This window comes from Candidatus Limousia pullorum, from assembly GCF_057405065.1.
The window spans coordinates 552,772-576,895 of the sequence record NZ_CM171614.1 but is presented as its reverse complement, the minus strand read 5'-3'; the positions used below and the strand labels follow the sequence as shown (position 1 = coordinate 576,895).

Annotated in this window: 21 protein-coding genes and 2 pseudogenes; all 23 read right to left on the bottom strand. The window is 47.3% G+C overall.

Annotated elements, in window-relative coordinates; all coding sequences use genetic code 11:
* Nucleotides 1-37 precede the first annotated feature (37 nt).
* Complete coding sequence (locus CGICJO_RS02535) at nt 38-400, bottom strand: cysteine-rich VLP domain-containing protein (RefSeq protein ID WP_082425123.1); 363 nt, start codon at nt 398-400, stop codon at nt 38-40.
* Nucleotides 360-1,181 carry a class B sortase gene (gene srtB, locus CGICJO_RS02530; protein ID WP_486499528.1) on the bottom strand — a complete coding sequence of 274 codons (822 nt, stop codon included), beginning with the start codon at nt 1,179-1,181 and terminating at the stop codon, nt 360-362. Before srtB ends, CGICJO_RS02535 begins: the two co-directional genes overlap by 41 nt.
* 33 nt (nt 1,182-1,214) lie before the next feature.
* Nucleotides 1,215-3,548 carry a VirB4-like conjugal transfer ATPase, CD1110 family gene (locus CGICJO_RS02525; RefSeq protein ID WP_486499527.1) on the bottom strand — a complete coding sequence of 778 codons (2,334 nt, stop codon included), beginning with the start codon at nt 3,546-3,548 and terminating at the stop codon, nt 1,215-1,217.
* A complete protein-coding gene (locus CGICJO_RS02520; protein ID WP_486499526.1) occupies nt 3,541-3,906 on the bottom strand; it encodes a PrgI family protein in 366 nt (121 codons plus the stop codon). Before CGICJO_RS02520 ends, CGICJO_RS02525 begins: the two co-directional genes overlap by 8 nt.
* On the bottom strand, nt 3,907-4,077 hold the full coding sequence (locus tag CGICJO_RS02515) for a hypothetical protein (RefSeq protein ID WP_486499525.1): 171 nt from the start codon (nt 4,075-4,077) through the stop codon (nt 3,907-3,909).
* 10 nt (nt 4,078-4,087) lie between these two features.
* Entirely contained in the window at nt 4,088-4,924 is an 837-nt protein-coding gene (locus CGICJO_RS02510; RefSeq protein ID WP_395506591.1) for a VirB6/TrbL-like conjugal transfer protein, CD1112 family, read from the bottom strand.
* Between the two features lie 84 nt (nt 4,925-5,008).
* Nucleotides 5,009-5,365: a glutamyl-tRNA amidotransferase gene (locus CGICJO_RS02505; RefSeq protein ID WP_486499524.1), complete on the bottom strand. Its 357-nt coding sequence runs from the start codon at nt 5,363-5,365 to the stop codon at nt 5,009-5,011.
* 15 nt (nt 5,366-5,380) lie between these two features.
* A complete protein-coding gene (locus tag CGICJO_RS02500) occupies nt 5,381-7,174 on the bottom strand; it encodes a VirD4-like conjugal transfer protein, CD1115 family (RefSeq protein ID WP_486499523.1) in 1,794 nt (597 codons plus the stop codon).
* Nucleotides 7,161-7,361, bottom strand: a complete 201-nt coding sequence (locus CGICJO_RS02495) for a hypothetical protein (protein ID WP_022278669.1) — start codon at nt 7,359-7,361, stop codon at nt 7,161-7,163. Before CGICJO_RS02495 ends, CGICJO_RS02500 begins: the two co-directional genes overlap by 14 nt.
* Before the next feature lie 15 nt (nt 7,362-7,376).
* Nucleotides 7,377-8,264, bottom strand: a complete 888-nt coding sequence (locus CGICJO_RS02490; RefSeq protein ID WP_486499522.1) for an LtrC-like protein — start codon at nt 8,262-8,264, stop codon at nt 7,377-7,379.
* A gap of 6 nt (nt 8,265-8,270) precedes the next feature.
* Complete coding sequence (locus CGICJO_RS02485; protein ID WP_486499521.1) at nt 8,271-9,098, bottom strand: DUF6674 family protein; 828 nt, start codon at nt 9,096-9,098, stop codon at nt 8,271-8,273.
* 5 nt (nt 9,099-9,103) lie between these two features.
* Nucleotides 9,104-9,817: a PcfB family protein gene (locus tag CGICJO_RS02480; RefSeq protein ID WP_486499985.1), complete on the bottom strand. Its 714-nt coding sequence runs from the start codon at nt 9,815-9,817 to the stop codon at nt 9,104-9,106.
* A gap of 79 nt (nt 9,818-9,896) precedes the next feature.
* The gene (locus CGICJO_RS02475) at nt 9,897-11,279 is read right to left on the bottom strand and encodes a relaxase/mobilization nuclease domain-containing protein (RefSeq protein WP_486499520.1); all 1,383 of its coding nucleotides are present in this window, start codon (nt 11,277-11,279) and stop codon (nt 9,897-9,899) included.
* A complete protein-coding gene (locus CGICJO_RS02470) occupies nt 11,270-11,608 on the bottom strand; it encodes a plasmid mobilization protein (RefSeq protein WP_486499519.1) in 339 nt (112 codons plus the stop codon). Before CGICJO_RS02470 ends, CGICJO_RS02475 begins: the two co-directional genes overlap by 10 nt.
* On the bottom strand, nt 11,605-11,736 hold the full coding sequence (locus CGICJO_RS02465) for a DUF3789 domain-containing protein (RefSeq protein WP_082425124.1): 132 nt from the start codon (nt 11,734-11,736) through the stop codon (nt 11,605-11,607). Before CGICJO_RS02465 ends, CGICJO_RS02470 begins: the two co-directional genes overlap by 4 nt.
* 138 nt (nt 11,737-11,874) lie before the next feature.
* Complete coding sequence (locus CGICJO_RS02460) at nt 11,875-12,945, bottom strand: YodL domain-containing protein (RefSeq protein WP_486499518.1); 1,071 nt, start codon at nt 12,943-12,945, stop codon at nt 11,875-11,877.
* A complete protein-coding gene (locus tag CGICJO_RS02455) occupies nt 12,942-13,910 on the bottom strand; it encodes a DUF3991 domain-containing protein (RefSeq protein ID WP_486499517.1) in 969 nt (322 codons plus the stop codon). Before CGICJO_RS02455 ends, CGICJO_RS02460 begins: the two co-directional genes overlap by 4 nt.
* A 1-nt stretch (nt 13,911) precedes the next feature.
* Nucleotides 13,912-14,235 carry a hypothetical protein gene (locus CGICJO_RS02450; RefSeq protein ID WP_486499516.1) on the bottom strand — a complete coding sequence of 108 codons (324 nt, stop codon included), beginning with the start codon at nt 14,233-14,235 and terminating at the stop codon, nt 13,912-13,914.
* 31 nt (nt 14,236-14,266) lie between these two features.
* A pseudogene (locus tag CGICJO_RS02445) lies at nt 14,267-14,607 on the bottom strand (DUF3848 domain-containing protein); the annotation flags it as partial.
* A gap of 54 nt (nt 14,608-14,661) precedes the next feature.
* A complete protein-coding gene (locus CGICJO_RS02440; protein WP_118670922.1) occupies nt 14,662-15,117 on the bottom strand; it encodes a zinc ribbon domain-containing protein in 456 nt (151 codons plus the stop codon).
* Nucleotides 15,118-15,491: 374 nt separating this feature from the next.
* On the bottom strand, nt 15,492-16,244 hold the full coding sequence (locus tag CGICJO_RS02435; protein ID WP_486499515.1) for a hypothetical protein: 753 nt from the start codon (nt 16,242-16,244) through the stop codon (nt 15,492-15,494).
* A 35-nt stretch (nt 16,245-16,279) separates the two neighbouring features.
* Nucleotides 16,280-16,741 carry a hypothetical protein gene (locus CGICJO_RS02430; RefSeq protein ID WP_087157927.1) on the bottom strand — a complete coding sequence of 154 codons (462 nt, stop codon included), beginning with the start codon at nt 16,739-16,741 and terminating at the stop codon, nt 16,280-16,282.
* Between the two features lie 122 nt (nt 16,742-16,863).
* Nucleotides 16,864-23,004 (bottom strand): annotated as a pseudogene (locus CGICJO_RS02425) (helicase-like domain-containing protein); the annotation flags it as partial.
* Nucleotides 23,005-24,124: the final 1,120 nt, after the last annotated feature.

Sequence of the window (24,124 nt, the reverse complement as noted above, 5' to 3'; positions counted from 1 at the left end):
GTGCGAGGGCTGAAAAGCCGCTTAAATCAAGGACTTTTTACCCTCTATTTTTCGATTCTGTGCGCCTTTTTCTTGCGTACTCTGACTGCTGCCTTTTGTATGCGATACCGGCGCATTTCTCACAATACTTTTTCCTGTTGCCACGCTTGATAATGGGAGCGCCGCAGGAAACGCACCTGTCAGGGTGCGTACCGAGTATCTCCGCTTCCAACGCCGGATCTGCCGGAAGCACGGCATTGCGGAAATACCTGCATAAAAGCGAGTAGGATATACTCTGTACGCAGACGCAGCCTTCCCCTTCATCAAGAAGCAGACAGTTCCCGTCATCATAATTTGCGCACAGCTTCTTTATCAGGGCGTTAGCTCGGTATCTCTGCCGCCCCGTCATTTGCGGGAGCATTTGCACCACTGCTTTCTGTCACTTTTTTCGCCACAACGACAAGCCTTCCGTTCGTGCGGGAGTATTCACAGGTGGAAAGCGTGATCAGCTTGTCGCCGTACTCCGCCGAAACGCCCGTGTCATAAAGGGAAAGCTCCTTACATTTTTCAATATAAGCGTCAAACTCCTCCGGCGACTGAGCGTCCGTAAAGCGGTAATATTTGAATGCTTCCGGGCTGTCGGTGTAGACAACGGTTTTGAAAACCGCAAGGATTTCGTACTCATTTTTCTCTGTCAGGGTGTTAAAAGCAATCGTTTTATGTTCCCGCCAGAAATCCTCGTCCTTGAATTTTTCAAGGTCGGCGAACATCGAGCCGTTGTTCATATGATGACCGTAGATCACTACATTGTCCGAGGGCTTTAAGACATCGCAGTCCTCCTGCACATACGGGCAACCGTAAGAACTGTATTCTTTATCAAATCCACGCTTCAGATAGTAGTTCGGGTTATCCACCGTCTGCATAACGGGATAATTGATGTTCGTATCCTCCACGCAAATCCAGCCGACCAAATCATTGTTTTGACGGTACAGCTCGGTAAGCTCCGGCAGTATCGTCTTATCTTCCGAATAGGGAATCAGCTCGACAGGCTCGGTTTCGCTGTCCTCTACGAGCTGTACGAGAGAATCGTACATCTGCTCCTGATGTTCCGCCTCCCTGTAATGGTCGATAATGAAATAGCTGCTGACGCCGAGCAGGACGGTAAACGCCGCCATCAGCGCAATACAAATCTTTTTTCTCATTGCCATTTCCTTTCTGAAACAAGGGGCGGGAGCTTATGCGCTCTCGCCCGGTTTGGTTGTCATCAGCTTATACAGCTTCGTATTTTTCGGGAATTTATTGGCGAACGGCACAAGGGAGCTGCCCACCTTGATAAGCCCGTGTCCGGCTTCCACATTCGTAATATACGACATCTGAAGATCGGAGATATTCAGCAATTTGGCAAGCTCGAACTTATCGGTAGACGCTTGATTTAACATAATGATAAATTCGGAATTGGCGAGCATTGTCCTTGCCGTATGGCTCTGCAAAAGGTCGTCCACATTCTGCGTAATACCCGTAGCATAAGCGCCGTATTTACGCACACGCTTCCAAAGGGTAAAAAGGAAGTTAGCGGAATACTCGTGCTGGAACAGCAGATAAATCTCATCAATAAAGATGAAGGTATTTCTGCCTTTCGCCCTGTTCTGCGTAATGCGGTTTAAGATGGAGTCGAGAACGACCAGCATACCGATAGGCATAAGCTGTTTTCCGAGGTCTAAGATGTCATAGCAAATCAGGCGGTTATTGGTATCCACATTCGTATGCTTCGCAAAGGTGTTCAGGCTGCCGTTTGTAAACAGCTCGATGGCAAGGGCGATTTCCTGCGCCTCCGGCTCGTCCTGCTTGAGAAGCTCCGCCCTGAAATCCTGCAAGGTAGGCACTTCGCCCTGATAGTTATTCTGCTGATAGGTGCGGTACACGCTGGCGGTGCAGCGGTCGATAATGGATTTCTGCTTTGCGCCGAGATTGCTGCCGCCGATGAGCTGCTCGCACAGGGACATAATAAACTCCGACTTCAAAATAACAGGATTCGCCCCGTCGCCGTATTCCTTCGTCATATCCATAGCGTTGATATGATTTTGAGAAGTAGCGGAGATATGGATAACCTCGCCGCCGAGCGCCTTCACAAGCTGTGAATATTCCCGCTCCGGATCAATGATGATCACATCGGAATCCGAGGAAAGAATCACATTCTCGATCTCGCCCTTTGCGGCAAAGGACTTGCCGCCGCCGGATACGCCGAGGATAAAGGAATTACCGTTGAGAAGCTGCTTGCGGTCGGCGATAATCATATTCTTGCTGATCACATTCTGCCCGTAGTAGATACCGTTCTCGTGAAAAATATCCTGCACTCGGAAGGGGATAAACACGGCAAGGCTTTCGGTCGTGAGGGTACGGAAGGTATCAATCTTCCGTACACCAAACGGCATAACCGTATTCAGCCCGTCTACCTGCTGAAATTTTAACACGCCGAACTGACAAAGGTGCTTTCTTGCCGTGGTAAGCAGCGCTTCCGTGTCGTTATCAAGCTGTTCTTTGGAATCCGCCGTATGCACGAAGGTAATCACGGCGAACATCATTCTCTGATCTCTCGTCGTTAAATCATCGAGAAATTCCTTCATTTCTTTTTTCTGCTGTTCCATATCGTATGGAACGGTCGCCGAAAAGTTATTGTTGGAGTTCTGCCGCCTCTGCCAGTTGGTAATATTCGTCTCAACGCCAAGCAGACGGTTTTCCGCTTCCCGTACCGCTTCGTCTGTCGGCACGGGGACAACATCAATCGACATCATCAGGTTGCGGTTGAGATCGGTCAGCTCCGCCACCATACTGTCCTTGATATAGGATGCGTACTCACGCAAAAAAAGGACTCTCCCGTAACGGTCGCCCATTTTGAAGTAGTCCTTTTCAAATTCCATAGAGTCGGGACAGATATAGTCCTTGAAGCTGTGTCCCTTTTTGCGGGTTTCCTTTATATCAAAGTGGAAAGAGGATTCCTCGCCCACACGGTAAAAGTCGTGGAAGATACGCAGCCTTTCATCAGTTTCCAGCTCCACGCATTTGCTGCCGAGCCTGCCGAAGTGGGCGATCAGGTCAGCGCCCACACGGGCAAAATAATTCCTTGCGTCCTCAACATTCTTCTTGTTGACGGAAATCGTTATATACTTATCCTGCACGATAGCGTTTGCGCCCGTCGCTTTCTCCAAAAGGATTTTGTTGTATTCCTCACGGTATTCATCGAGGCTGTCGCCTTTCATCGGGATAAGGATGTTGTTCTCAAAGTCCAGCCGGTTTAAGCGGCGGTTGTTGATTGTGATTTTTGTCGTTGCGCCGGAGTCGAGGGAATTGAGCAGTTCCGAGTATTCAAGGAACATTGCTTCCTTGTCCTCACGGCTGGCAACCGCATAGTTAATATCTGAAAATTTATAGGTCTTGGAAAATTTGTCCTTTCCAATCTGAAAGATACCGTCATCATAAATGGCGGTAATGGGGATCACATCCTGAACTCCCTTCGGAACGACAAACTTTTCCTTTTCCTGTTTGCGAAGATTGGTAAGTGTTTTAATCATTCGATTTCATAGCCTCCTTTGCTTTTGCTTCGATACTCGGCTTTAACATTTCGTAGTAAGTATTTGTAGAACGGAAAGTGAGCTTTTTCGGCATTAAAAACTCTGACTTGATCCACGCATAAATAAATTTCTCTGCGGTCATTCCGTTATATTTGATAAAACCAAGAGCCGCAAAGGGTGCGGCTCCTAAAATACACATCCACGATACGGTTTCCGTGCCGACATAGGGCTTGAGCAAGAAATAGATACCTACCGCCACTACGCAGGCACAGGCAGAAAAAATGAACTGCCGCAGTGACAGTCCAAAAAACATCGCTTCTGTGTAATTCCTGATTTCTCTATTGATTTTGACTTCCATTTAGGAACTCCTTTCTTTCATTTTTTTCGCCTGCTGGATTTCATCGGCGCAGACGCACCCGTCTACAAGACAGATGATCTTGCTTTTTCGCCGCCCTCCGTAATACAGGCAATATCTGCAATCGCAGTCCGCAAGGGTGTAGCCCTTGAATTTGTTGTATATTCGTTTCATTCTGTTCTCCTTACAGCCCCATCATCTCACGGATAATCCGGTCAGACATTCGCACTGAGCCGACCAAAACGAGCATATTAAAGAGCAGCTCGCCGATATAAGCCCATACCTGCGTAACTGCTGCCGCATTTGGATCGACCACAGGCGGGGAAGAAGCAAACAGGGAGAAGATAATGCAGGCTAAAACAATCACTGCACCTTCAAGGCACACGGCGCAGTAGCTTTTGATAAACGATTTCCCCACATTTTGGCTCGGCTCTCCCGCAAAAGTAGAAAGCGGAATCGGGGCGAGCGCCGTATACATATATAACTTAAAAAATCTCCCGTACACCGTCATAATGAGCAGGAATGACATAACCGTAATGAACAAGCCGCCAATGAGCGTAACCGCCCAAAGCGGAATTGACTCGAAAAAGCCGCAGCTTTCAATCGTGTCGATCATTTCCTGCGGCAGAGTGGTCTGCTGCGCTGAAGTAAAGCCGGCGGCGGTCATAATCGTGCCGATTGTCCCCTGCACGATATTGAACAGGGCAAGCATTAGCTCCATACCGTAAGTGATACCCGCCTTTGCGAGCGCAAATCGGATAAAGAGCTTGACAGCGTGTTCCGGTTTCTTAACATCGCTGAAGCTGCCGCAGGTGCGTACCATACCGACCACAAAAAACAGCACCAAAAGCGCAAGACCAATCGCCTGCACAGCGCCGTTGATATTGACAATGACCGCCCATATCCCGCCGCCTTTGAAGCTCTGCGGCGTAGTTGTGATAAGCTGCCATATCTCAGCGAGTTTTTCATTCCATGTTTCGAGGGCATTCTGGAGATTCTGAACTACCCAGTTATCACTCAATTTCGTAGCACCTCCTTATAAAGAAAAATGGGGCGTCCCTGAATTGTTTTTCAGGAACGCCCCTGAGCGTCGTTTGCGTAAAGGTTAGCCCGTAATCAGAGTGAGGATTTCTTTAGCGAAAGTAATGATGACGCCGCCCGCCAGCGTCAGAAATCCGTTTGCCCGCTGCGAAGGATCGTGGGATTTCAGGGAAAGACCGACCTGAACGATACCAAAACCGAGCAGGATCAGACCAATCGCACGGATAAAGCCGAAAATGAAATCGGACAGGTTATTCACAACGGTAAGCGGATCGTTTGCGGCAAAAGCCGTTGTAGACATCGCAAAAATGGCAGTCAGGCTCAAAACCGCAGCACAGTAATAACGAAAGCCTTTCTTTACCTTTCCGGTCATCGGCAGTCTGCGGGTTTCTTTCTTCTGAGTCTTATGAAAAATGTTCATTCTGTTTCCCTCCAATCAATTTGTTAAGTTTTCAAAGTCCTCATCGGACAACAGCTCGTAAGTCGTTTCCGAAAGCTCCATTTCGGGAACGCTGTCGAGATCAACATACAGGGTTTCAATGGTCGCCACATTTTTTGTGACTTCGCCGTGCTGATACACGCCACCTTTCCCGTCTGCGGAATATGCCACATTCGGGTGTTTCAAAATGTCGTACTTCAAATCCATTACCGGAAGCTCGCCACGGATAAACAAAATAGCGTAGCGGTTGTCAAGCATTCTCACTTCGTCAGGGGTAAGCAGCTCACGACCGGAAATCTGATAGTTGGTCGAGTAGTTTCCGCTCCGCCCCTCGCTTTTCCCGTAGGTGTTGGTATCAATCGTTTCCTTGCCTAAAAGCTCGGACACATACTTGCGCGTACTCTGCTCATTGCCGCCGAGATAGAGAAATTCATCGCAGTTGCCTACGATACTTTCCCATTGCTTCTCAAACAAAGCCTTTAACTGCGCCAGATTTTGCAGGATAATAGATACCGATACGCCTCTTGAGCGCATAACGGAAAGTATCTTGTCAAAATCGTCGGGCAACGAAACATTCGCAAATTCGTCCATCAAAAAATGGACAGGTATCGGCAGGCTGCCGCCGTGGATATGGTCGGCGGAGTAAAAAAGCTGCTGGAACAGCTGCGTGTAAAGGATACTGACGAGGAAATTAAAGCTCGAATCATTATCCGGTATCAACGCAAACAGCGCCGTTTTCTTCTCGCCCATTGAAGCAAGGTCAAGCTCATCGGCGGAAGTCAGCGCCGCTAAGCTTTCAAGATTGAATTTCTCCAATCTTGCGGCAAGGGTAATCTGAATAGATTTCAAAGTCTTTGCCGAGCCGGAGTGGTAGGAACGATAGTATTTCAGGGCGATATGGTCGGGATTATCCATTTCCAAATCGGCAAACAGGTTGTCGAGGGGAGAAGGGCGGTTGTCCTCCTCGTCCTCAATCGCCGCCGCCCTGAGCATTTCCATTACCATAGCAAAATTCTGTTCCTCCTCCGGCGCTTCGTAGTGCAGATAAAAAACAAGGGCGAGTAAAAGCATACTCGCCGCAGTATCCCAAAAAGGATCGTTGGATTGAGAGCCTTTCGGGGTGGTACTCTTAAAAAGGTTGGTCACAAGGCGCTGAATATCGTTGTCGTTCCTGAGATAGACAAACGGGTTGTAACAATGGCTTTTCTCCATTGAAATCAAGTCCAGCACCTTGATCTCATAGCCTGCTTTTTCAAGCAGATTGCCGACATCACGCAGAATTTCCCCTTTTGGATCTAAAATTACCTGAGAGGAATTGCTTGTTTGCATTAAGTTCGGCTTGCAATAGAATCTCGTCTTGCCTGCGCCGGAGCCGCCGCACACCAGAGTATTGAGATTGCGGCGGTGCTTTTTCGCATTGAGTCCGATCCGGACATTCTGCGTCATCAGCTTATTTTCCGAGGGCGGGCTTTGACGGTACTTTTTGTCAATGGCTTTTGCGCTGCCCCACTTCGCAGAGCCGTGTTCCTCACGCCTGCGGTAGTTCCTCCGTGTAGACAGATAAATCCCAATCCCCATTCCATAGAGCAAAAGCAGAACGAGGACAGTTTTTAAGCTGTCCCCGCAAAGCTCGATATGGAACGGATCATTGAATGCCGTCAAAAGGCTCGGCAGTATCTCCGGCAGACCGCCCTTGACGGACGGCGCTATCAATAAGCCGAGCCACACAACGGGAAGAATCCCAATAACCGCAAGGATAATCGCAGACTGCTTGTTGCTATCTCGATTCACGGCAGGATTCCTTTTCTACCACTTTGAACTTGCGTCTTGGGGCGTGACCGATTTTAATAATCAGATCGTCTACGGCGTCGGTGGACTTGCCCTCTTTTTTGAGGTCGGTCTTTTTATCGTTCAGGGAACGGATTACAACACCGTGTTCATAATCGTCCAAAGCGATATGGTAGAGTTCTTCTTTCATCGCAGCTACCTCCGGTTATCTCTCCTGTTCCTTTGAGCGCTCCGCCCGCTGGCGGTACAGCTCGTCGGAAACACGGGCGGTAATTTCCTTAAATGCTTTCTGCGTCTTGCCGAGTTCGGCTTTGATGTCCTTCGGCTCTTTGTTTTTCAGTTCGTCGGGGATACGGTCGATAGCGAAATTCTGCGTATCGACTCCGTATTTTCTGCAAAGCATATACCCAATGCACATCGCCTGAAATCCCATATCCCTGCGGCTGTATACCTCGCTGTTCATAGAAAGCTCGGCGTGACCGAGTTCCTGAGCGACGCACTGGCAGAGGGCAACGCTGTCGCCGATGTCCCGCTTCACATAAAGCGTCTGATCTTCATTTTTATAAAAAGCGCCCATATCGGGATAGGGCAACTCATTGGTGCTTTCAATGTTGATCGGGGCGCTGTCGAGCATAACCGCCACCAGCTTTCTCGGATCACGGTTAGCGGTCGGGGCGGCGGGGCGCTTGCCGTTGGTCTGCGAAACATCCAGCACTCTTTTCAAGTTGAAATCAATGCCGATTGTCCCGTCTTTCTTGGTGTACTCATACGGATCAAGGATAATAAAGGTCTTGGAGCCTTTATTGACCTTAACACCCTCAGCCGCCCAATCGTCAAATTCCTTGATCTGGCTTGCCTGCGGGAACTGCTTATACATCAGCAGCGCATTGTTCGCCGTGTACCTGTCCATACGGCTCTGCACATCAAGGTAGGCTTTGAATTTTTCCGGCGACTGCACCACTTCCGAAGCAGTATTGTCGAGCAGTTGATAAATGGCTTCTTTCTCCGCCTTTTTCTTGGCGGCGTATTCCTCCGGCGAAAGTCTCGGCGGTCTTGCGCCGCTGCTTTGCTTACTCTTAAAATCGTTGGTCATATCTTTTTACCTCTCTTTTGATAGATTTGATTTTTGCGGTTGCGGGACGCTAATCTGTCCCAACGCCTGTGCTGTGCGGTTTTCTTCTTTGGAAGCGGTCGGCTCGCTGCGCTCTGTTCCTTTTTCTGCCTTTGCCGCCGCCCTGTATCTGCTGAGATTTTCCTTTACAGACGATTTCACACGGGAAACTCTGAGCTTATCCGCCGTATCCATCGCCTTTTGCTCCAAAGACGCAAATCCTTTCTGCGCTTTTTCAAATAAACGGGACAGCCTTGATAAAACGCCTTTATCACTCTTGGAATGTTCCGCTTCCTTTGCGGCTTTTCCCATAAACAGCAGCCCCATATTTTTCAAATGCCCTTTTGCGCCCTGAAGCTCCGTCTGCATAGCGGACAGCTTCTTTGTGTCCTGCGCCATCTCCTTCGACATTCTGCCAAACATAGCGGACAACTTATCCAGCGCTTCGGGGATTTTCATTGCCCTGACCGATTCGGCGAGGGCGTCCCTGCCTTTTTCCCGGAACGCCCGCACAGCGTTTCCGGCTGACTGGATCAGATTGTCCTTCATCTTTTTGACTGCGGAAAATCCCTGACGGATTTTGCCCTCCGTTTTTTCCACAAGGGTATGGCACTTGTTCCGCAGCGTGTTGTTGTGGATCAGATTGATTTCACGGCGCATATCCTGAAGCTCGCCGAGCATTTCTGTCAGCGTTTCTTCCATACCGCCGATATAGCTTACCAGCGACTGCACCTCGTTTTTCTCTTTCATCAAGCCGTTTTTATCGAGCGTGTCTAACAGCTCCACGATCTGCGGGTGTTCCTTCAGTTGATCCATTTCGCTCACCTCTCTTTCGGCTTCTTAGATTTCTTCGGCTGCCTGTGAACGGTCTGCCGATTCGCTTCAGGGGTTTTCGGCTTCTCTTTGGAAGCCTCCGGCACAGTACGCTCTGCTTCCTTTTCCGCTTTGGCAGCCGCCTTGTATCGGTCGAGCTTTTCCTTGACCGAAGGCTTCTTATCCGCCGCCTTTGCGACACCCTTATCAGTGTGCGTACCTGTCGTTTCTAAGTCTCGCTCGGACAGAGGGCTTTTGTCTGTCTTTGCGACCGAGGGGTTTTGGTGTGAATTTTCCTCCTTCTGTGTTGGCTTTCCCATCGCTTCTTCCACGATGATCTCGCCTCTTGATTTCGTAGGCACTTCATTGGCAGCCGCTTCACGGTCTGCCACAGCCTTTTCCGCTTCGGAAACAATGGAAGCCTTATCGACTTTACCAAGTTCAAAGCGGTCGGAAATTCGCTGGATTTTCGCAGCGTCCTCCGCACGGGCGATAATATCGACCATCGCCGTATCGCTCTTGGTGTTTTTATCACGCAGAACGCAGTAAAGGACGCCGTATCGTTTTGCCTGTTCGGTAAACTTCGGCAGGTCTTTCTGCTGGAACGAAAAGACCTTCAGCTCCTTGCCGGACTTAATCATATTGGTAAGCCGTGCTTTCCCTCGTGTCTTATTCGACTGGCTGATTTCCTGCTTCAGCACGGAAGCTAACAGAATAGCGATATTCTTCGCCGCCTAGCCTGTGAGCCGGACAGCCACTTCAAATCCTTCAAGCGATAGCCTAACGATTTGTTCTGCTGCGTCACCGCCGTTGTTCATAGTTTCGGGACTCCTTTCTTTGAGATTTTTCTTCCTCTGCCTTGACTTGCGAAAGGGTATCGGCAATTACGCCTGACCGCTTCGCAATCCCGTCGCAGAGCTTTACTTCTTTGCGAAGCTCTTTCAAGCGTTCGGAGATAGCTGAAATTTTCATCTTTGCCGCCGACAGCCGTTCATCTGATATATCTACCTTTCGTATTTCATTTCGGAGATGTGTTCTGTCGGCGGTAAGGGTTTTGATTTCGTCCTCAACCGACCGCTTATATGAAAAGAGCTGCTCGTCCGTACCGATCTGGTGCTTGCCGAGCAGCGTTACCTGTTTGGTGAGTTCGTCCATCTTCATCAGATCGTCTTTCAGAAGATAATGAAGCCTCGCCGTATTCTGTTGTTTCTGATTGTGCTTCGGAAGGTAGCCGAGCCGATAGCAGTAGTAGAGATACAAGCCATACAGCCCGCCGACCTTTTGGATTTTATGTTCTCTTGTGGGCAGGCTGTACTGCCGGACAATATAGGTCTTTGGCTGGAACGGCTTGAACACGATATTATCCCGATTGGCAATAAGCCGTTCAAGGATTTTCTCTTTGGTGTATTCCTCGCCGAGCCGGTAAGTCCGTATCGGCTTTTCGCTGCCCTTGGGTGTAACCGTCGCATACTTGCGGTTGGGACTGAAATTCGAGTGATAGCCCATCACGCCCAGTTCATATTGGAACTGCCGCAGGTTACGGCTCATCGCAATCGCTTCGTCAATCGCTTTTTTGGCGTTGTTGTATCGGGTGGGCATACCCGCCTCGTCCTTCATCGTAAGATAGGCGGGCGATCTGTGCAGCTCCGGCTTTTCTACAATGGACAGCTTGTGTTCCAAGCAAATCTCGTCGGCGATATGGCGGAAGTAATACCAAGACTTTTCTTTGTCCTTCAGCCGCTTCCCATCGACAAAGGAAACGGAGTTGATGACAAAATGGCAGTGGAGATGTTTCGTGTTCAGGTGGGTAGTAACGACCACCTGAAACCGCTTGCCCCACATCTTCCTTGCAAACTCCATTCCGATCTGCTGCGCCTGTTCGGGCGTGACCTCGTTTTCCTTAAAGCTCAGATATCCGTGATATGCCTGAATCCCGTCCGTCTTGCCGAACTGCTCCTTGACGGTAATGAACTGGTCACGAGCCATCGCCACATTGCAGTTGATACCGTCGCAGAAAAACTCGTGTTCCGTTTTCTCCTCGTCCTTTGCATAGGCAAGCACATCTTTGAGCGCCTGATAATCTTCGGCAGAGTATTCGGGGTTGGCGGTCTTTTCGGGGTTGGTCGTATAGTCGAGTACCTGACCGAGCCGGACGCTTACCTTCCAAAGCTTTGTTACTGCCATTTCAGACCGCTTTTTTCAGGGCGCAGAAATTCACGCTCAATCGCAGCCTGAAACTGGTGCCAGCGCAGAACTTCATTTTTCAGCATTTGCGAATCCACAAAGCCGAGAGCGTTCGCTTTAATGGCAAGCTGATTGATATTGTTACCGATAGCAGAGAGTTCCCGCATAGCGTCATAGAACTTCTCGTCCGGTTTTTCTCTCGGCTCATAGCCACGAAGCAGCAGTCGAATCAGCGCCGCTTCGGTCAGGCAGGCTTTCTTTGCTTTCTTCTGCAAGTCCTGTGCTTCCGCCTTTGAAAACCAAAACTGTTTTTTGACTGTTCGTTTCACAGTTCCTCGTCCTCCTTTCGGATATTTGGTGTGCGGCTGATTCGGTTGATCTGCATAAGACACATAATCATTACGCCGATAACGCCGCCGAGCAGGAAGCCTATCATAAAAAATAGAAATTCGTGCATAGTCAAAATCCTTTCTTGTATTGGGGTATTAGGGGCAGCCCCTAACGAGTTTTTACTGTTTTTGCCCGATAGGAGTAAAAACAGTCTGCTCGCTAAGCTAACGCAGACCTGTCGGGCTGCCCCTAATCTTCTTGAAATTTATCGTTCTTTGTCCGCCCTGTCGGGCTTAAACGGCTCGATCTCAATCCCGTGTGCGGTTTCGTGGAATCGCTCAGGATACCGAAAAAGCCGTTTGTATTTCAGTAGTTGTTCGCTCGATAAGCTGCTGTATTTCTCATCGGCGATATTGGAACGGGCAATAAAAAAATCGCCGTGAATGATGTCGGCGACCTCTCTTGAATCTTCCACTAAGAAGCATTTTTCAATTTTCCAACCGTCCTTACCGCCCATTTCGTCCGCCATCAAGCCCTCCATTCGCAGGCACGGATCAACACCGTCCAGAGAAGTACCGTAGATGGAATAGCCGCCCATACGGGACTGGAACGCCTTGTTGTCCGAGCTTACTTCATAAGTCCGTTCAAACTCGCTGTACGGCTTTTTGAAGGTATCGGCGGTAAAAACGATATGTGCGGTAAGGTGCTGTCTGTTGTTTTCCGCTTCCCGAAAAAGGGATTTCAGTTTGCTGTAGCTCATCTGTGTGCGCTTCGGCGGCTGGTAGACCGCCCGATTCATCGGCAGCTTTTCCTGTTTCCCGTCACGGTTACAGACGATAGCAGCGTCATCTTCAAAGGGCATATACTCGTCTAAACCGCCCCCGCCGACCAGCGCTTTCATCGCTTCATAGGTGTTCGGTATCTCTTTCACAATCGGAGATTTACCGACCGGAACGAGCAGGACAGAGATTTTCTCCTGCTCGGCAAGCGATAGGAAACGGTCGCTGACCTGCGTCTTTTCCGGCTCAAAATCGACCTTCTGAAAACCAAAGCTGTCGCAAAAGTGGAAGTAGCTTTTTCCGGTATTCCCGTCAATGATCTCCACCACATCGGATACGGACATTGACCGCCCTTTATAGCCTGCGGGGTGTTTAAGATTGAAAATCTCATAGAGTTTTTCCAGCGTGAAGCAGTTTACTTCTCCCTCGAACACCTTATCATAGAGGCTGCTGTCGATTTCTGAGCTGCCCTGAAATTTTGGAAGGCTCTCGTAATTCATAAAGGCGACATTGTTGGCGTCACGCTTCATATTGATCTGATAAATTCGTACATTCAACGCTCATAGCTCCTTTCTTTGGATTTGTAGATTCCAAGCTGTATGCAGAGATAATCGTTATAGTCCTTGCCTTTCTTCGGCGGCTCGTCAAAGACCTCATACTTGTTTCTGAGCAGTTCTTTTAAGGTGTTGGCACAGAGCCTTCCCGTTTTGTCATTGTCCAAGTGCAAATGAATCGTCTTGATAAGTGAATTTTTCTCAAGGAAAACGGAAAGCGCAATCGGAATTTTGCTGTCTTTGCCCTCTTTCTTCGGCTGATACACGCCCGAAAGAGAGAGCAGATTTTCTGCTTTGTAGTCCTTGCCCTGAGCTTTTAGCAAAGTGGCATAGGACAGCAAATCAATGGCGGCTTCAAACAAATGCACCGACTGGCAAGGCTCTTTTGCAAGCAGGCGAAAGGAATATTGCTTGTCGCTTCCGTATGCGTCTCCCTTAAAGGTACTGCTTCCTAAACCACGGTAAGCGGCATACTTTGGCGTCCCTGTTTCGTCCTTCCCGACAAAAACTACATTATGATAGCGCCCGTTGCTTTCAAAAATCACACCGTCCGCAATGCACTCCTGAATAATCTGATAGTCAATGCCACGATTAAAAAGGTACTGTATTATCCGTTTACTGTCTTGATATTTTTCCGGCAAGCGCAGTACCTTTGGCTCAGTTTTTTCTTCTTTTTTCGGTGGCGGCGTCCAATTTGCCAGTTCTTTTCCCGTAAGGATTTCCACTGCGTCCATAAAAGAATAGTTCCTGACTTTTATCAGATAGTCAAGCGCATTATAACCGCCGAAACCTTGCGACCACCAAAACCATTTACCATTGGATATTTTCAAGCTGTCGTGGTCAACGGTACGATATACATTTTTCGTACCTTTAACTTCCTCAACATTATCCGGCTCAAACTTTCTCAGATAAGTGAGCAGATCTATTTGCCGCACCTGTTCAATAATCTCCGGCTCAACATATGGCATATCAAATCTTCCTTTCCTTGAGAAGCTCAGCGACTTTCTCAATGGAATCTTCCATATCGTCTACCTCAATATTCATCATCCATTCGTCCCAAGACAGTTCCAAAACATTTTTAGTTGTCAATAGAACGCTTACCATTTCCGGCGGAAGCTCCGTATTCTCCACATAATCGTACAGCTCGCACATAAAGGCAAACTGCTTATCGTTTGTGATGATTGTAACCTGCGGCTGGCAAAGATACCGCTTTACATATCGGATCAATTCTCTTTCAAGTTGGCATTGCAGCACCAGCATATCCGCACGAATAGTTTTCAATTTATGCACCATTTCTTCACCTGCTTTCTCTGTTTTTATCCCGTTTGAGTACATCGTTTGCCCTTGTTTCAATGGAATCCCGAATGGTATCCATATGCTCAACTTCTCTGTCCTTAAACTCCTTATAGACATCATCAAGCGGGCAGGGGGATCGGAGCAATGCCTTTGCCTGTTTCGGAGAAAGCTCCAGTTCCTCCATACACATCACAATGTCCTCTCTCATCGTATACTCGTAGGTATGATTCAGAATTTCCTCCGGCGGCTGTGAAAGCAGCCAGTCCCTGTACTTATCCTGCTCGGCTTTCATCTTGTCGTAGAGCAGAGCGTTATAGTCTGTTTCGCCCATAGCGAACACCTCCTTAAGCAAAAATATAGCCGCTTGATTTTTCATAAAAACCAAGCGGCTATGTAAAAGTTATTTAAGTATAAAATTGATGATTATTTGATTTTCTCTTGAGTTTTCCAGTGATTTAATTTAGGCAGCATATCCGCCATATATCCCCGCACCTGTTCAGCAGACCAATTCTCATTTGACATATGCTCAACACAAAAAGCAATTAAATCATCAATATTGTCATATGTGAATTTTCCGTCTGTATAACACCATTTACAGTATTCTTCATTGAAAGTACCATCCGGTTCTTTACTGATCGTGGAATCATCAAGCGGCATACCACAGCATTGACAAATGAGTTGTCTCGGAGAGCCTAAAAGTGTATTGATGGAAACATCAAAAAAACCTGAAAGTAATTTTAGCGTTTCTGTATTGGGGATTGTTTCTCCATTTTCCCAACGAGACACTGCTTGTCTTGTGACATAAACTTTTTCTGCAAGTTCATCTTGCGACAGTCCTTTTTTTGTCCGGAGTTCAAGTATGACATCTTTTGTCTCCACTACAAATCACCTCCTTGTAACAAATTATAAGGCAGATAAATCTACCAAACAAGCAACTCGCTGTTGCTAAAGCCCTGTGCAATCTAAAATCTCTTTTTAATTATGTCATAACAAAGGTCAAACAAATCAGGAGTAATAGAGGAAATTCCTCTCAATTTTTCATAGGCAAATAACCTCCGTTTTCTTGACATTGACTCTCAAAGAGACACTTTATTATATCACTTTACTCTGTCTTTTTCCATCTTGCCGTGATAGATATAGCCGCCTGATTTTTTGTAAAACCGAGCGGCTATGTAAAAAAGATGTTCAGTTTTTAGAACGATTTGTTTTGCAAGCTGTAAGCCATTTATCTCGACAACTTAGGATTTGTAGTACTAGATAATATATTTATCCAGTCGTTCAATCCACTCATTTGAGTGCAGTAATGCGTCCTCACAATGTCCCTTTCCTTTTAAACAAATAGTTGTAGAATTTTTATAATTTTTCTTGATATATTTTGCTACATTTCTAAAAACAAATTCATTTATCTTTCCACCATAAAAATAAATAATCTGTGTATTAGGTGTGTCAATATTTGAGGGAAGTTTAAATTGTCCAACTGCATATAAATAATTTTTTATGGTTTCATCTGATATATTATCCAACAGTTCTAAAAACACATCAAGCATATCTTCTGTTACCATTGAATTTATTGCGTTTCGTACCACTTTTTGATTTCGTTCTCTTGCTTTTTGGGTTATGGACAAGTACTGCTTTGTAAGCATTTGAGTCATATATTTTCCAAATGGTAAAAGTGGTGAGCTTTCTAAAATGATTTTTTCAAAAGTAAGCCTCTTATTTTTCCATAAATACGATGTTAAAACTCCACCCATGCTCATTCCATAAATTGCGTATATATGGTTAATAGATTTTGATATACAATAATTTTCTATCTCTTTTGCAGTATCATCAAAGGAATTGAACTCGGACTTCTCCTGCACATCATGTCCAGGCAAAATTGGCACAAGAATATGATAGTTCTCTTTATAATGCTCTATATAATCAATCCATATTTGATATGGACTTTCAAAACCATGAACAAGCATTATTGTTGGATTATTTGTATTGCCATATTCCAAAATACGCATTTTAAGTCCCCCGCTTTGCTTACACAAATTGTAATTTATATAATAGCATTTTCCATTGATTTTTCTTTTGTAACTTTTTCACCTAAATAATTAGCAAGCTTTTCTGTAAAAAAGCTAAAGTAAGATACTCCGTTGTTTCTTTTATTTTGAAAATATGGCAAAAATCCCCATAGTGTTGATGGAATCCCCATTACTATTAAATATAATGGTCCAAAAATAAGGGATTGAATTGTATGACCATATTCGTGAACTAAAAGCCTTTTACTTAATTCTTCATCTGGTATTTTATTTTTTGTTCTTTTATCTTTCATCGGATTAGTTGTTGTAAAGACGAACATTCCCAAAGATACACTTGAAGGAACATTTCTTTCAGTAATAATTGCACCGTGATAAAAATAATGTTTATTTTTTATATTAATTAAAAGTACTATAAATCCTAACAATGTTTGTGGCAATCCCCAAGTGCATTGAATTAATATATATATTACATTTTTCATAACTAACTCCAATCTACAACTTCCAATTTGTATTTTGATTATTATATCACAGAATTGTGTCTTTTTCCACCTTGCCGTGATATGTAAAGGCGGTATGAGATGATTCCCATACCGCAAAAGGATTATCGCTCATAAGCTCTTTCCTTTGAAACGGGTACGCTGTCGCCCTCGTCCGGCGCACCGTCCACCAGCTCGTTTTCCCGCTTATCCACATTGAGTAAGCCGTTAAGGACATTGAGCCGATTTGTCTTTTCGGTCAGTTCTTCTTCCTTGTCAAACGGTTTCTCAACCTCTGCTTTCGCAGTAGCGAATTGCTGTTCGAGAGTTGAAAGCTCCCTGCTTTTCGCCTCCAGCCGTTCAGGGATTTTCTCAATGGCATTGTCGATTCGGGTAATGTTGCCGATAGCGTCCGTGCCTAAAGAGACAGAACGGGAAAGGTTGCCCTTGATTTTTACCTGATAGGCTTTTTCAAAGGTATCAAAGGAAAGCTCCAACTCAAAGCCTCTGTACTTGCCGAGAGGGGCGGGATCGGGCGAGGTCATTTCCTTGCAGGCGTCAATGATTTTCTGACCGCCTTCCGCTTTTTCGGAATAAGAAGCACCCTTAACCTCAATCCCTACAAAGGTATCCTCAAGAGGTTTCGGGTGTTCTTTTGCAAGTGATATGTCCTTTTCCAGTCCCGCAATCGTCTCTTTCGTCCGAGCGATTGTTGTCGGGTAGTATTTGATGATCTTGTCCTCCAGCTCGTACTTCTCAGAGAGATAATTTGACTTCAAAAGACGCAGCTTCTGCACCTGAATATCCAAATCCATTTTTTCCTTGATGTGCGGATTATCCGCCGCAAGCATTTTGATCTACGCATAAGAGAGAGCAGTAGCGTCCACATCTTCACAGGAACGCACAGGCGATTTGCTCGTCATAATCTGACTGGAAAACTTCTGCTTGCCCTCAACGAGCTGCCAGCAGTATGCGTCAAAAGTGCCTTCCGTAACATATCGGTACAGACCGACCTTCGGGTTTTCGTTGCCCTGACGCACCGTCCGTCCGGCACGCTGCTCCAGATCGGCAGGTCGCCACGGGCAGTCAAGGTCGTGCGAAGCAATGATCTTATTCTGCACATTCGTCCCCGCACCCATTTTCTGCGTACTGCCCATCAGGATTCGCACTTCGCCACGGCGCACTTTTTTGAACAGCTCCTGCTTCTTCGTTTCGGTATCCGCCTCGTGGATAAACTTGATTTCCGATTCGGGAATACCACGCTCGATCAGCTTCTGTCGTATATCCGTATAGACGGAAAATTCGCCTGCGCCTTTTGGAGTGGAGAGGTCGCAAAAGAGAAGCTGCGTCAGCTTTTTATCGCTGTTTTCCTCCCATATACGATAAACCTCATTCACGCAGGCGTTGACTTTACTGCCTTCTTCATCGGGCAGCATTGGATTCATCATTCGCTGGTCAAGGGCGAGCTTCCGCCCGTCGTTTGTAACTTTCAGCATATTGTCCACGCTGGAATCTATACCGCCGCCCCTTATCTTTTCAGCTCGTTCGCCGAGAGAGGCGACCATATCTTTTTGCACCTGCGACGGCTTCACGGCGATGTTGTGATACTCCACTTACGGTACGGGAAGATCGAGCATATCCGCCGTTTTGATGTCCGCCACCTGTTTGAACATCGCCATCAGTTCGGGCAGGTTATTGAATTTCGCAAAGCGTGTTTTCGCTCGGTATCCTGTTCCTTCGGGTGTAAGCTCAACTGCCGTGACCGTCTCGCCGAACATCGACGCCCAAGCGTCAAAGTGCTGTAAATCGTGGTCTTGCAGCGTCCGGTACTGCAAATACCGCTGTATGGTATAAAGTTCTACCATTGAGTTAGAGATCGGCGTACCCGTTGCAAATACAACGCCACGCCCTCCGGTAATCTCGTCCAAGTAGCGGCACTTCGTAAAAAGGTCGGAAGATTTCTGCGCTTCCGTCTGGGCGATACCACCTACATTCCGCATTTTTGTATAGAGATACAAATTCTTGTAATAATGACTTTCATCTATGAAAAGCCTGTCTATACCGAGTTCTTCAAAGGTTACGACATCATCCTTTCTTGATTGATCGTTTAATTTTTCCAGCTTCGTTTGCAGGGATTTTTTCGTCTTTTCAAGCTGCTTGACGGAAAACCTGTCGCCACGGTTTCTCTTTATATCCGCAATCCCTTCGATAATATCACTAAGTTGCTGTTCTAAAACAGTCCTCTGCCTTTCAATGCTTATCGGGATTTTTTCAAACTGCGAGTGACCGATAATCACAGCGTCATAATCGCCTGTGGCAATCCTGCCGCAGAAGCGTTTTCGGTTTTTCATCTCAAAGTCTTTCTTCGTAGCAACCAAAATATTTGCCGCCGGATAGAGCTGCAAGAACTCCGCCGCCCACTGCTCCGTCAAATGATTCGGCACGACAAAGAGGGATTTATTGCAAAGTCCAAGCCGCTTGGACTCCATAGCGGCGGCAGTCATTTCAAAGGTCTTGCCCGCACCCACAGCGTGTGCCAATAAGGTATTCCCGCCGTAAAGGATATGAGCGACCGCATTTTTCTGATGTTCCCGCAGCTCGATTTCCGGATTCATACCACTAAAAATGATATGGCTCCCATCATACTCACGGGGGCGGATACTGTTGAATTTGTCGTTATACAGCCGTACCAGCTTTTCCCGTCTTGCGGGATCACGCCATACCCAATCCTGAAAGCCCTGCTTGATAAGCTCCTGCTTAGACTGGGCGATAGCCGTTTCCTTTTTATTGAGGACAGCTTTCTTTTTACCCTCATCATCTTCGATATAGTCAAAAACACGCACATCTTTCATATTGAGCGTATCTTCGATAATCTTGTAGGCATTGACACGCTTTGTGCCATAGGTATTGTAGGCTTTCAGGTTCCCACGGTCATAGGATTTTCCCTCCACATTCCATTCGCCCGTCAGCTTTGAGTAATGGACTTTGATATTCCATCTCGCATAAACGGGCGTATCCAAAAACTCGTACATAAACTGCTGTGCGACTTCTTCCGGCAGCCAAGTCGTGCCGAGCTGCACGAAAATCTCGCTGGCAGTCAGGTCTTTCGGCTGTACCTTTTCCAGCGCTTCTACATTGATGTTGTAATCTTCGGGATAAACTTCTGCGGATTTTTTCGCCCAAACGAGCTTTTCCCGCACATTGCCGGAGAGGTATTCGTCCGCCATCAGGTACTTTCGCTCGGTGCTGTTTCCGTAGCCGTACATCGGGTTTAGGAAGATAACGCCCTTTAATTCCTCATAGATTTCCTGCTCGGTCTTGCCCGTAAGGGAACACATATATTCCATATCCACACAGGCTTTTTCGCCCATAGATACGGCAAGCGCTTCGCTGACGGTATCCACCGAGGTAACGGGTGTGTGTGGCTTGATCGTCCGCTTCGTGAACATATCCGCCTTGCGCTCCAGTTCTCCATTTTCGTCCAGCACCTCCAGTGCGGAAAGCAGGGCAAAGGAACTGTCCTGCGAAAAGGCGGACACATTCGCACGGGAATTGATCAGTCCGTACTTATTGGAAAAAGTATCGTAAAGCGCATTTAGCTTCTGCTGTTCCTTTTCGACTTCATAATCTGGATAGTCGGCAGTCTGCATTTCAATCAGGCTGCGAACACTGTCCCTTATGGCAATCATACCTTTAATCCGGTTTTCAGCCGTTGCCGAACATTCAACCGGAGTCATTCGGGAATTTTCACGGTAATAGATTTTATTGTCCACAACCGTATAGGAAAAGTTGCGTACTTCGGGATCGGCGGGAATGGAGTTATCTTCTTCGGTCAGTTCCTCGTCCACTTCGTAGTCCGTGATCTCTGCGTGGATATTGGAGATGGCTTCGTCCAAAAGCTCCGCAAGGTCAGCATTTTCATAGGATACAACGGTATCTTCCTCGCCGAATCTGCCGGACACGGTTTTCCATTCGCCTAATACCATTTCAGGGTGATCGACAAAGTAAGCGTTCATCTTCACACCGTTTTCGTCGGTATTCAGGTGTACCCACTCCGGCTCAAGGTCAATAAGTCTGTCACGCTTCTGTAATATCAAAATATCCGAAACGACCTCTGTTCCGGCGTTTCCCTTAAAGGTGTTATTGGGCAGGCGAATAGCGCCGAGCAGGTCGGCTCGCTGTGCGATATACTTCCGCACAGCGGGATTTTCCTTATCCATTGTGCCTTTGCTCGTGATAAGCGCCATCACGCCGCCCGGTCTGAGCTTGTCTAAGGACTTCGCAAAAAAGTAGTCGTGAATTAAAAAGTTATGCTTGTTATACCTCCTGTCATTCACTCGAATATCGCCGAAAGGCACATTGCCGATCACAGCGTCAAAGAAGCTGTCGGGGATATTTGCTTCCTCAAAGGCTAAAGCCGCTATCGAGGTTTTCTGATAAAGCTGCTGTGCGATACCCGCCGAAATCTTATCAATCTCAACGCCGTAGATTTTGCTGTCCTGCATAGACTGGGGCAGCATACCGATAAAGTTGCCGATACCGCAGGAAGGCTCCAAGATATTGCCCTCCCGAAAGCCCATCTGCTCCATTGCCTTGTAGATTGAGGAAATGACAACGGGCGGGGTATAGAAGGCGGTCAGGGTGCTTGCCCTTGCGCTTTCATACTCATCAGGAGAAAGGGCGGTGTAAAGTTCGATAAACTCGTCCGCCCAAGAGGGATTATTTTCATCGAAGGCTTCGGGGATACCGCCCCAACCGACATACTGCGAAAGGATTTCCTGTTCTTCGGGCGTTGCAAAGCGGTTGTCAAACTCACATTCCTTCAGCACATTGATTGCTGCCATATTTCTGCGGAAGCGTTCTTTTTTGCCTGCCTCCGGTACTTCGTGGGAAGCAAGGTCAAAGGTGTGCCGTTCGGACAATGGGATTTCAGGGTGCAGATCAAAGGTCTGTACCCGTGAGCGCTTCGGCTGGCTGAAAGCGGGCGTGAATGGCTCGGCTTTTTTCTGCTCAGGCTGTTCGGCGGATGTGTTCTGCTTTGCCCGTTCCACATAAAGCCATTCGGCAGCTTCCTTTTCTGAAACAGATTTCTTGACCTGTTCCAAGTAGTCGTTTGCCTGCCACTCGCTCTTAAATTCCTCGCTGACGCCTTCATCGTCGATATAGATCGCTTCCGTCAAATCGTCCCAAATGGCATAGCCTTCATCGGTTTCAATGACGAAAAATCTCTCGTCGGGCGGGAGCGTATTTTCTGCCGCAATATGCTCCGCCTGCCTGAGCATTTCATCTGCCCTGTCCTTTGCAAGATAGGGCGAATCAATGATTTCTATGCCCTGCGGCGGCGGATCAAGTTCACTGATAAATTCGTGCGGTATAGCATTTCCGTGCTCATCTTTATACAGGACAATGCCCATCGGAACGCCGTAGTAATTTTCTTCCTTTATATCCTTTTCAAACTGATAGGGGCTGGTGTATTCAACGCTTTCCCGCACCGTCCCGTCCGTATGCAGATAGTCGATTCTGCCGACCGGCTGCGACTGCACCGGATCTTCCTTATTGGTCGATACGATGTTTCGGGTGCTGCGCTCTCCGTTTTCAAGAGAAGAAACAACTACATCAAAGCCACGGTCGAGCAGCATATTGACATAGGTTTCCAAGCGGTTTGCCGGAAAGCCGCACATCTGTGTTCGCTGATTGCCGCCGATAGAACGGGAAGCAAGATTTAATTCCAGCGCTTCGCTTACGGTCTGTGCGTCCGCACCGTAGGCTTCAAAGAAATCGCCAATCTGATACAGCACAAGGCTGTCAGGGTTATTTTCCTTGATTTCACTGTACTCACGGTAAGCGTCCGTAAAGCTGCTGCGCTCGTTCTGCTGAACAAGGCGCATAAAGCTGTCCTTTTGCTCCAAACGAGGCTTTGGATTTTGCACAGAGCGATCCATCAGCTCCACATTCCAGTCATCTACCCGTGTGATTTCAAAAGGCTTTCCGTCTAAATACACTCTGTCGCCGACTTTATAAGCGGCAAAAAACAACGCTTTTTGCTGTTCCCGTGCCGCCGCCTGCTCAATCCTTGACACTACATCTTCGGGCAGTCCGTCCACATAGTAGCGGATTTCGCCCTCATCGCTGATATGGGCAATCGTTTGGTAATCGCCGCTTTCCTCAACAGCTCTGTTCCAGACGGTAAGACCGTTACCAAGATAGCCCATACCAATGTCAAAGGCAGGCGCTTCAGCCGGATCAGCTTTTCCCTCCGGCTGAAGGTAATCGCCGAATCCTTCGTTTCGGACAGCCTGAATATAATCGTCTTGCAGGATAGTATCGGGCGTGACAACTGCCAAAACCTTGTTTTCCATATCCTCCTCAAAAGAGTAGGAAGGACTTAGATCACGGGGTGTAACATAAAATTTTTTAATATCCCCGTCGTAGCTCTGAACAGCCTGCTGGAACTTTCTTAAATCCCCGGCAGTAAAAATCTCCTGCGTTACCCAATACATCTCATTGCCGTTTACCAAGTCGGTTTCCTTGAAACGCATATGGTGGGGAATGAGCTTTTCAAACTCGATAGAATTGAAACGAGGCTGCTGCTCTGCAACCGCCGTTTGATTCGTTACCTTCAAGTGGTCGTTCATCGGGTTTTCCCGCACCCTGCGGTCAAATTCCGCCCGTTCCAATTCCTTTTGGAATAGCGGATACTGCATATCGTGAAGAACAACACGCTTATCATCAAAGGCAAGGATTTCGTATTCGTCAGCGCCCATATATACCGTATCGCCGAGATGATAGGCATACTGCGCCTCCTGCTGCGGCTCTCTTTCAGCCGCCTGCACCGATTCCTGCTTGGGCGGAGCAGAGGAGAGGATTTCACGGTTTTTCTGTTCTTCGGCAAGTTCGGCTCGGCGTTCCTCCTGCTTTTCAAGCCACTGCGGGTAAATCTCTTTTTCCTTTGGATTGAGATAACGGTCGAGGCGTATCAGTTCGGCAATCCGCTTCTCTACCTGATTCCAATTCAGCCGGATATGCGGCTTATCGTCCCCAATGCCTTTTGAGATCAAAATGCCTTTCCCGTCGTGCTGCTCGTCAATGCCTGCGCCGACAATAACAGGATAAGCGCCGCCCCAACCGTATTCGTCTTTCAGAAAATCGGCGTTTTCCTTTGTGGACAAGCTTTTTTCAAACTGCTCATAGATACGGAACTTTCCCTCAGATATGCCGCTCCCACGGGTGAGAACAGCGTCAATGATCTCCTGAGAAAAAGAAAAAGCAGAGGTTTTTTCCTCTGCCTGCATATCCAAAAAGTTCAGTTGTCCATCTACGGAAGGTAACGGCTTCATCGTATCCTGCAATTCGCCGAGCAGCCGCATTGCTTCAAAATGCTGTGCG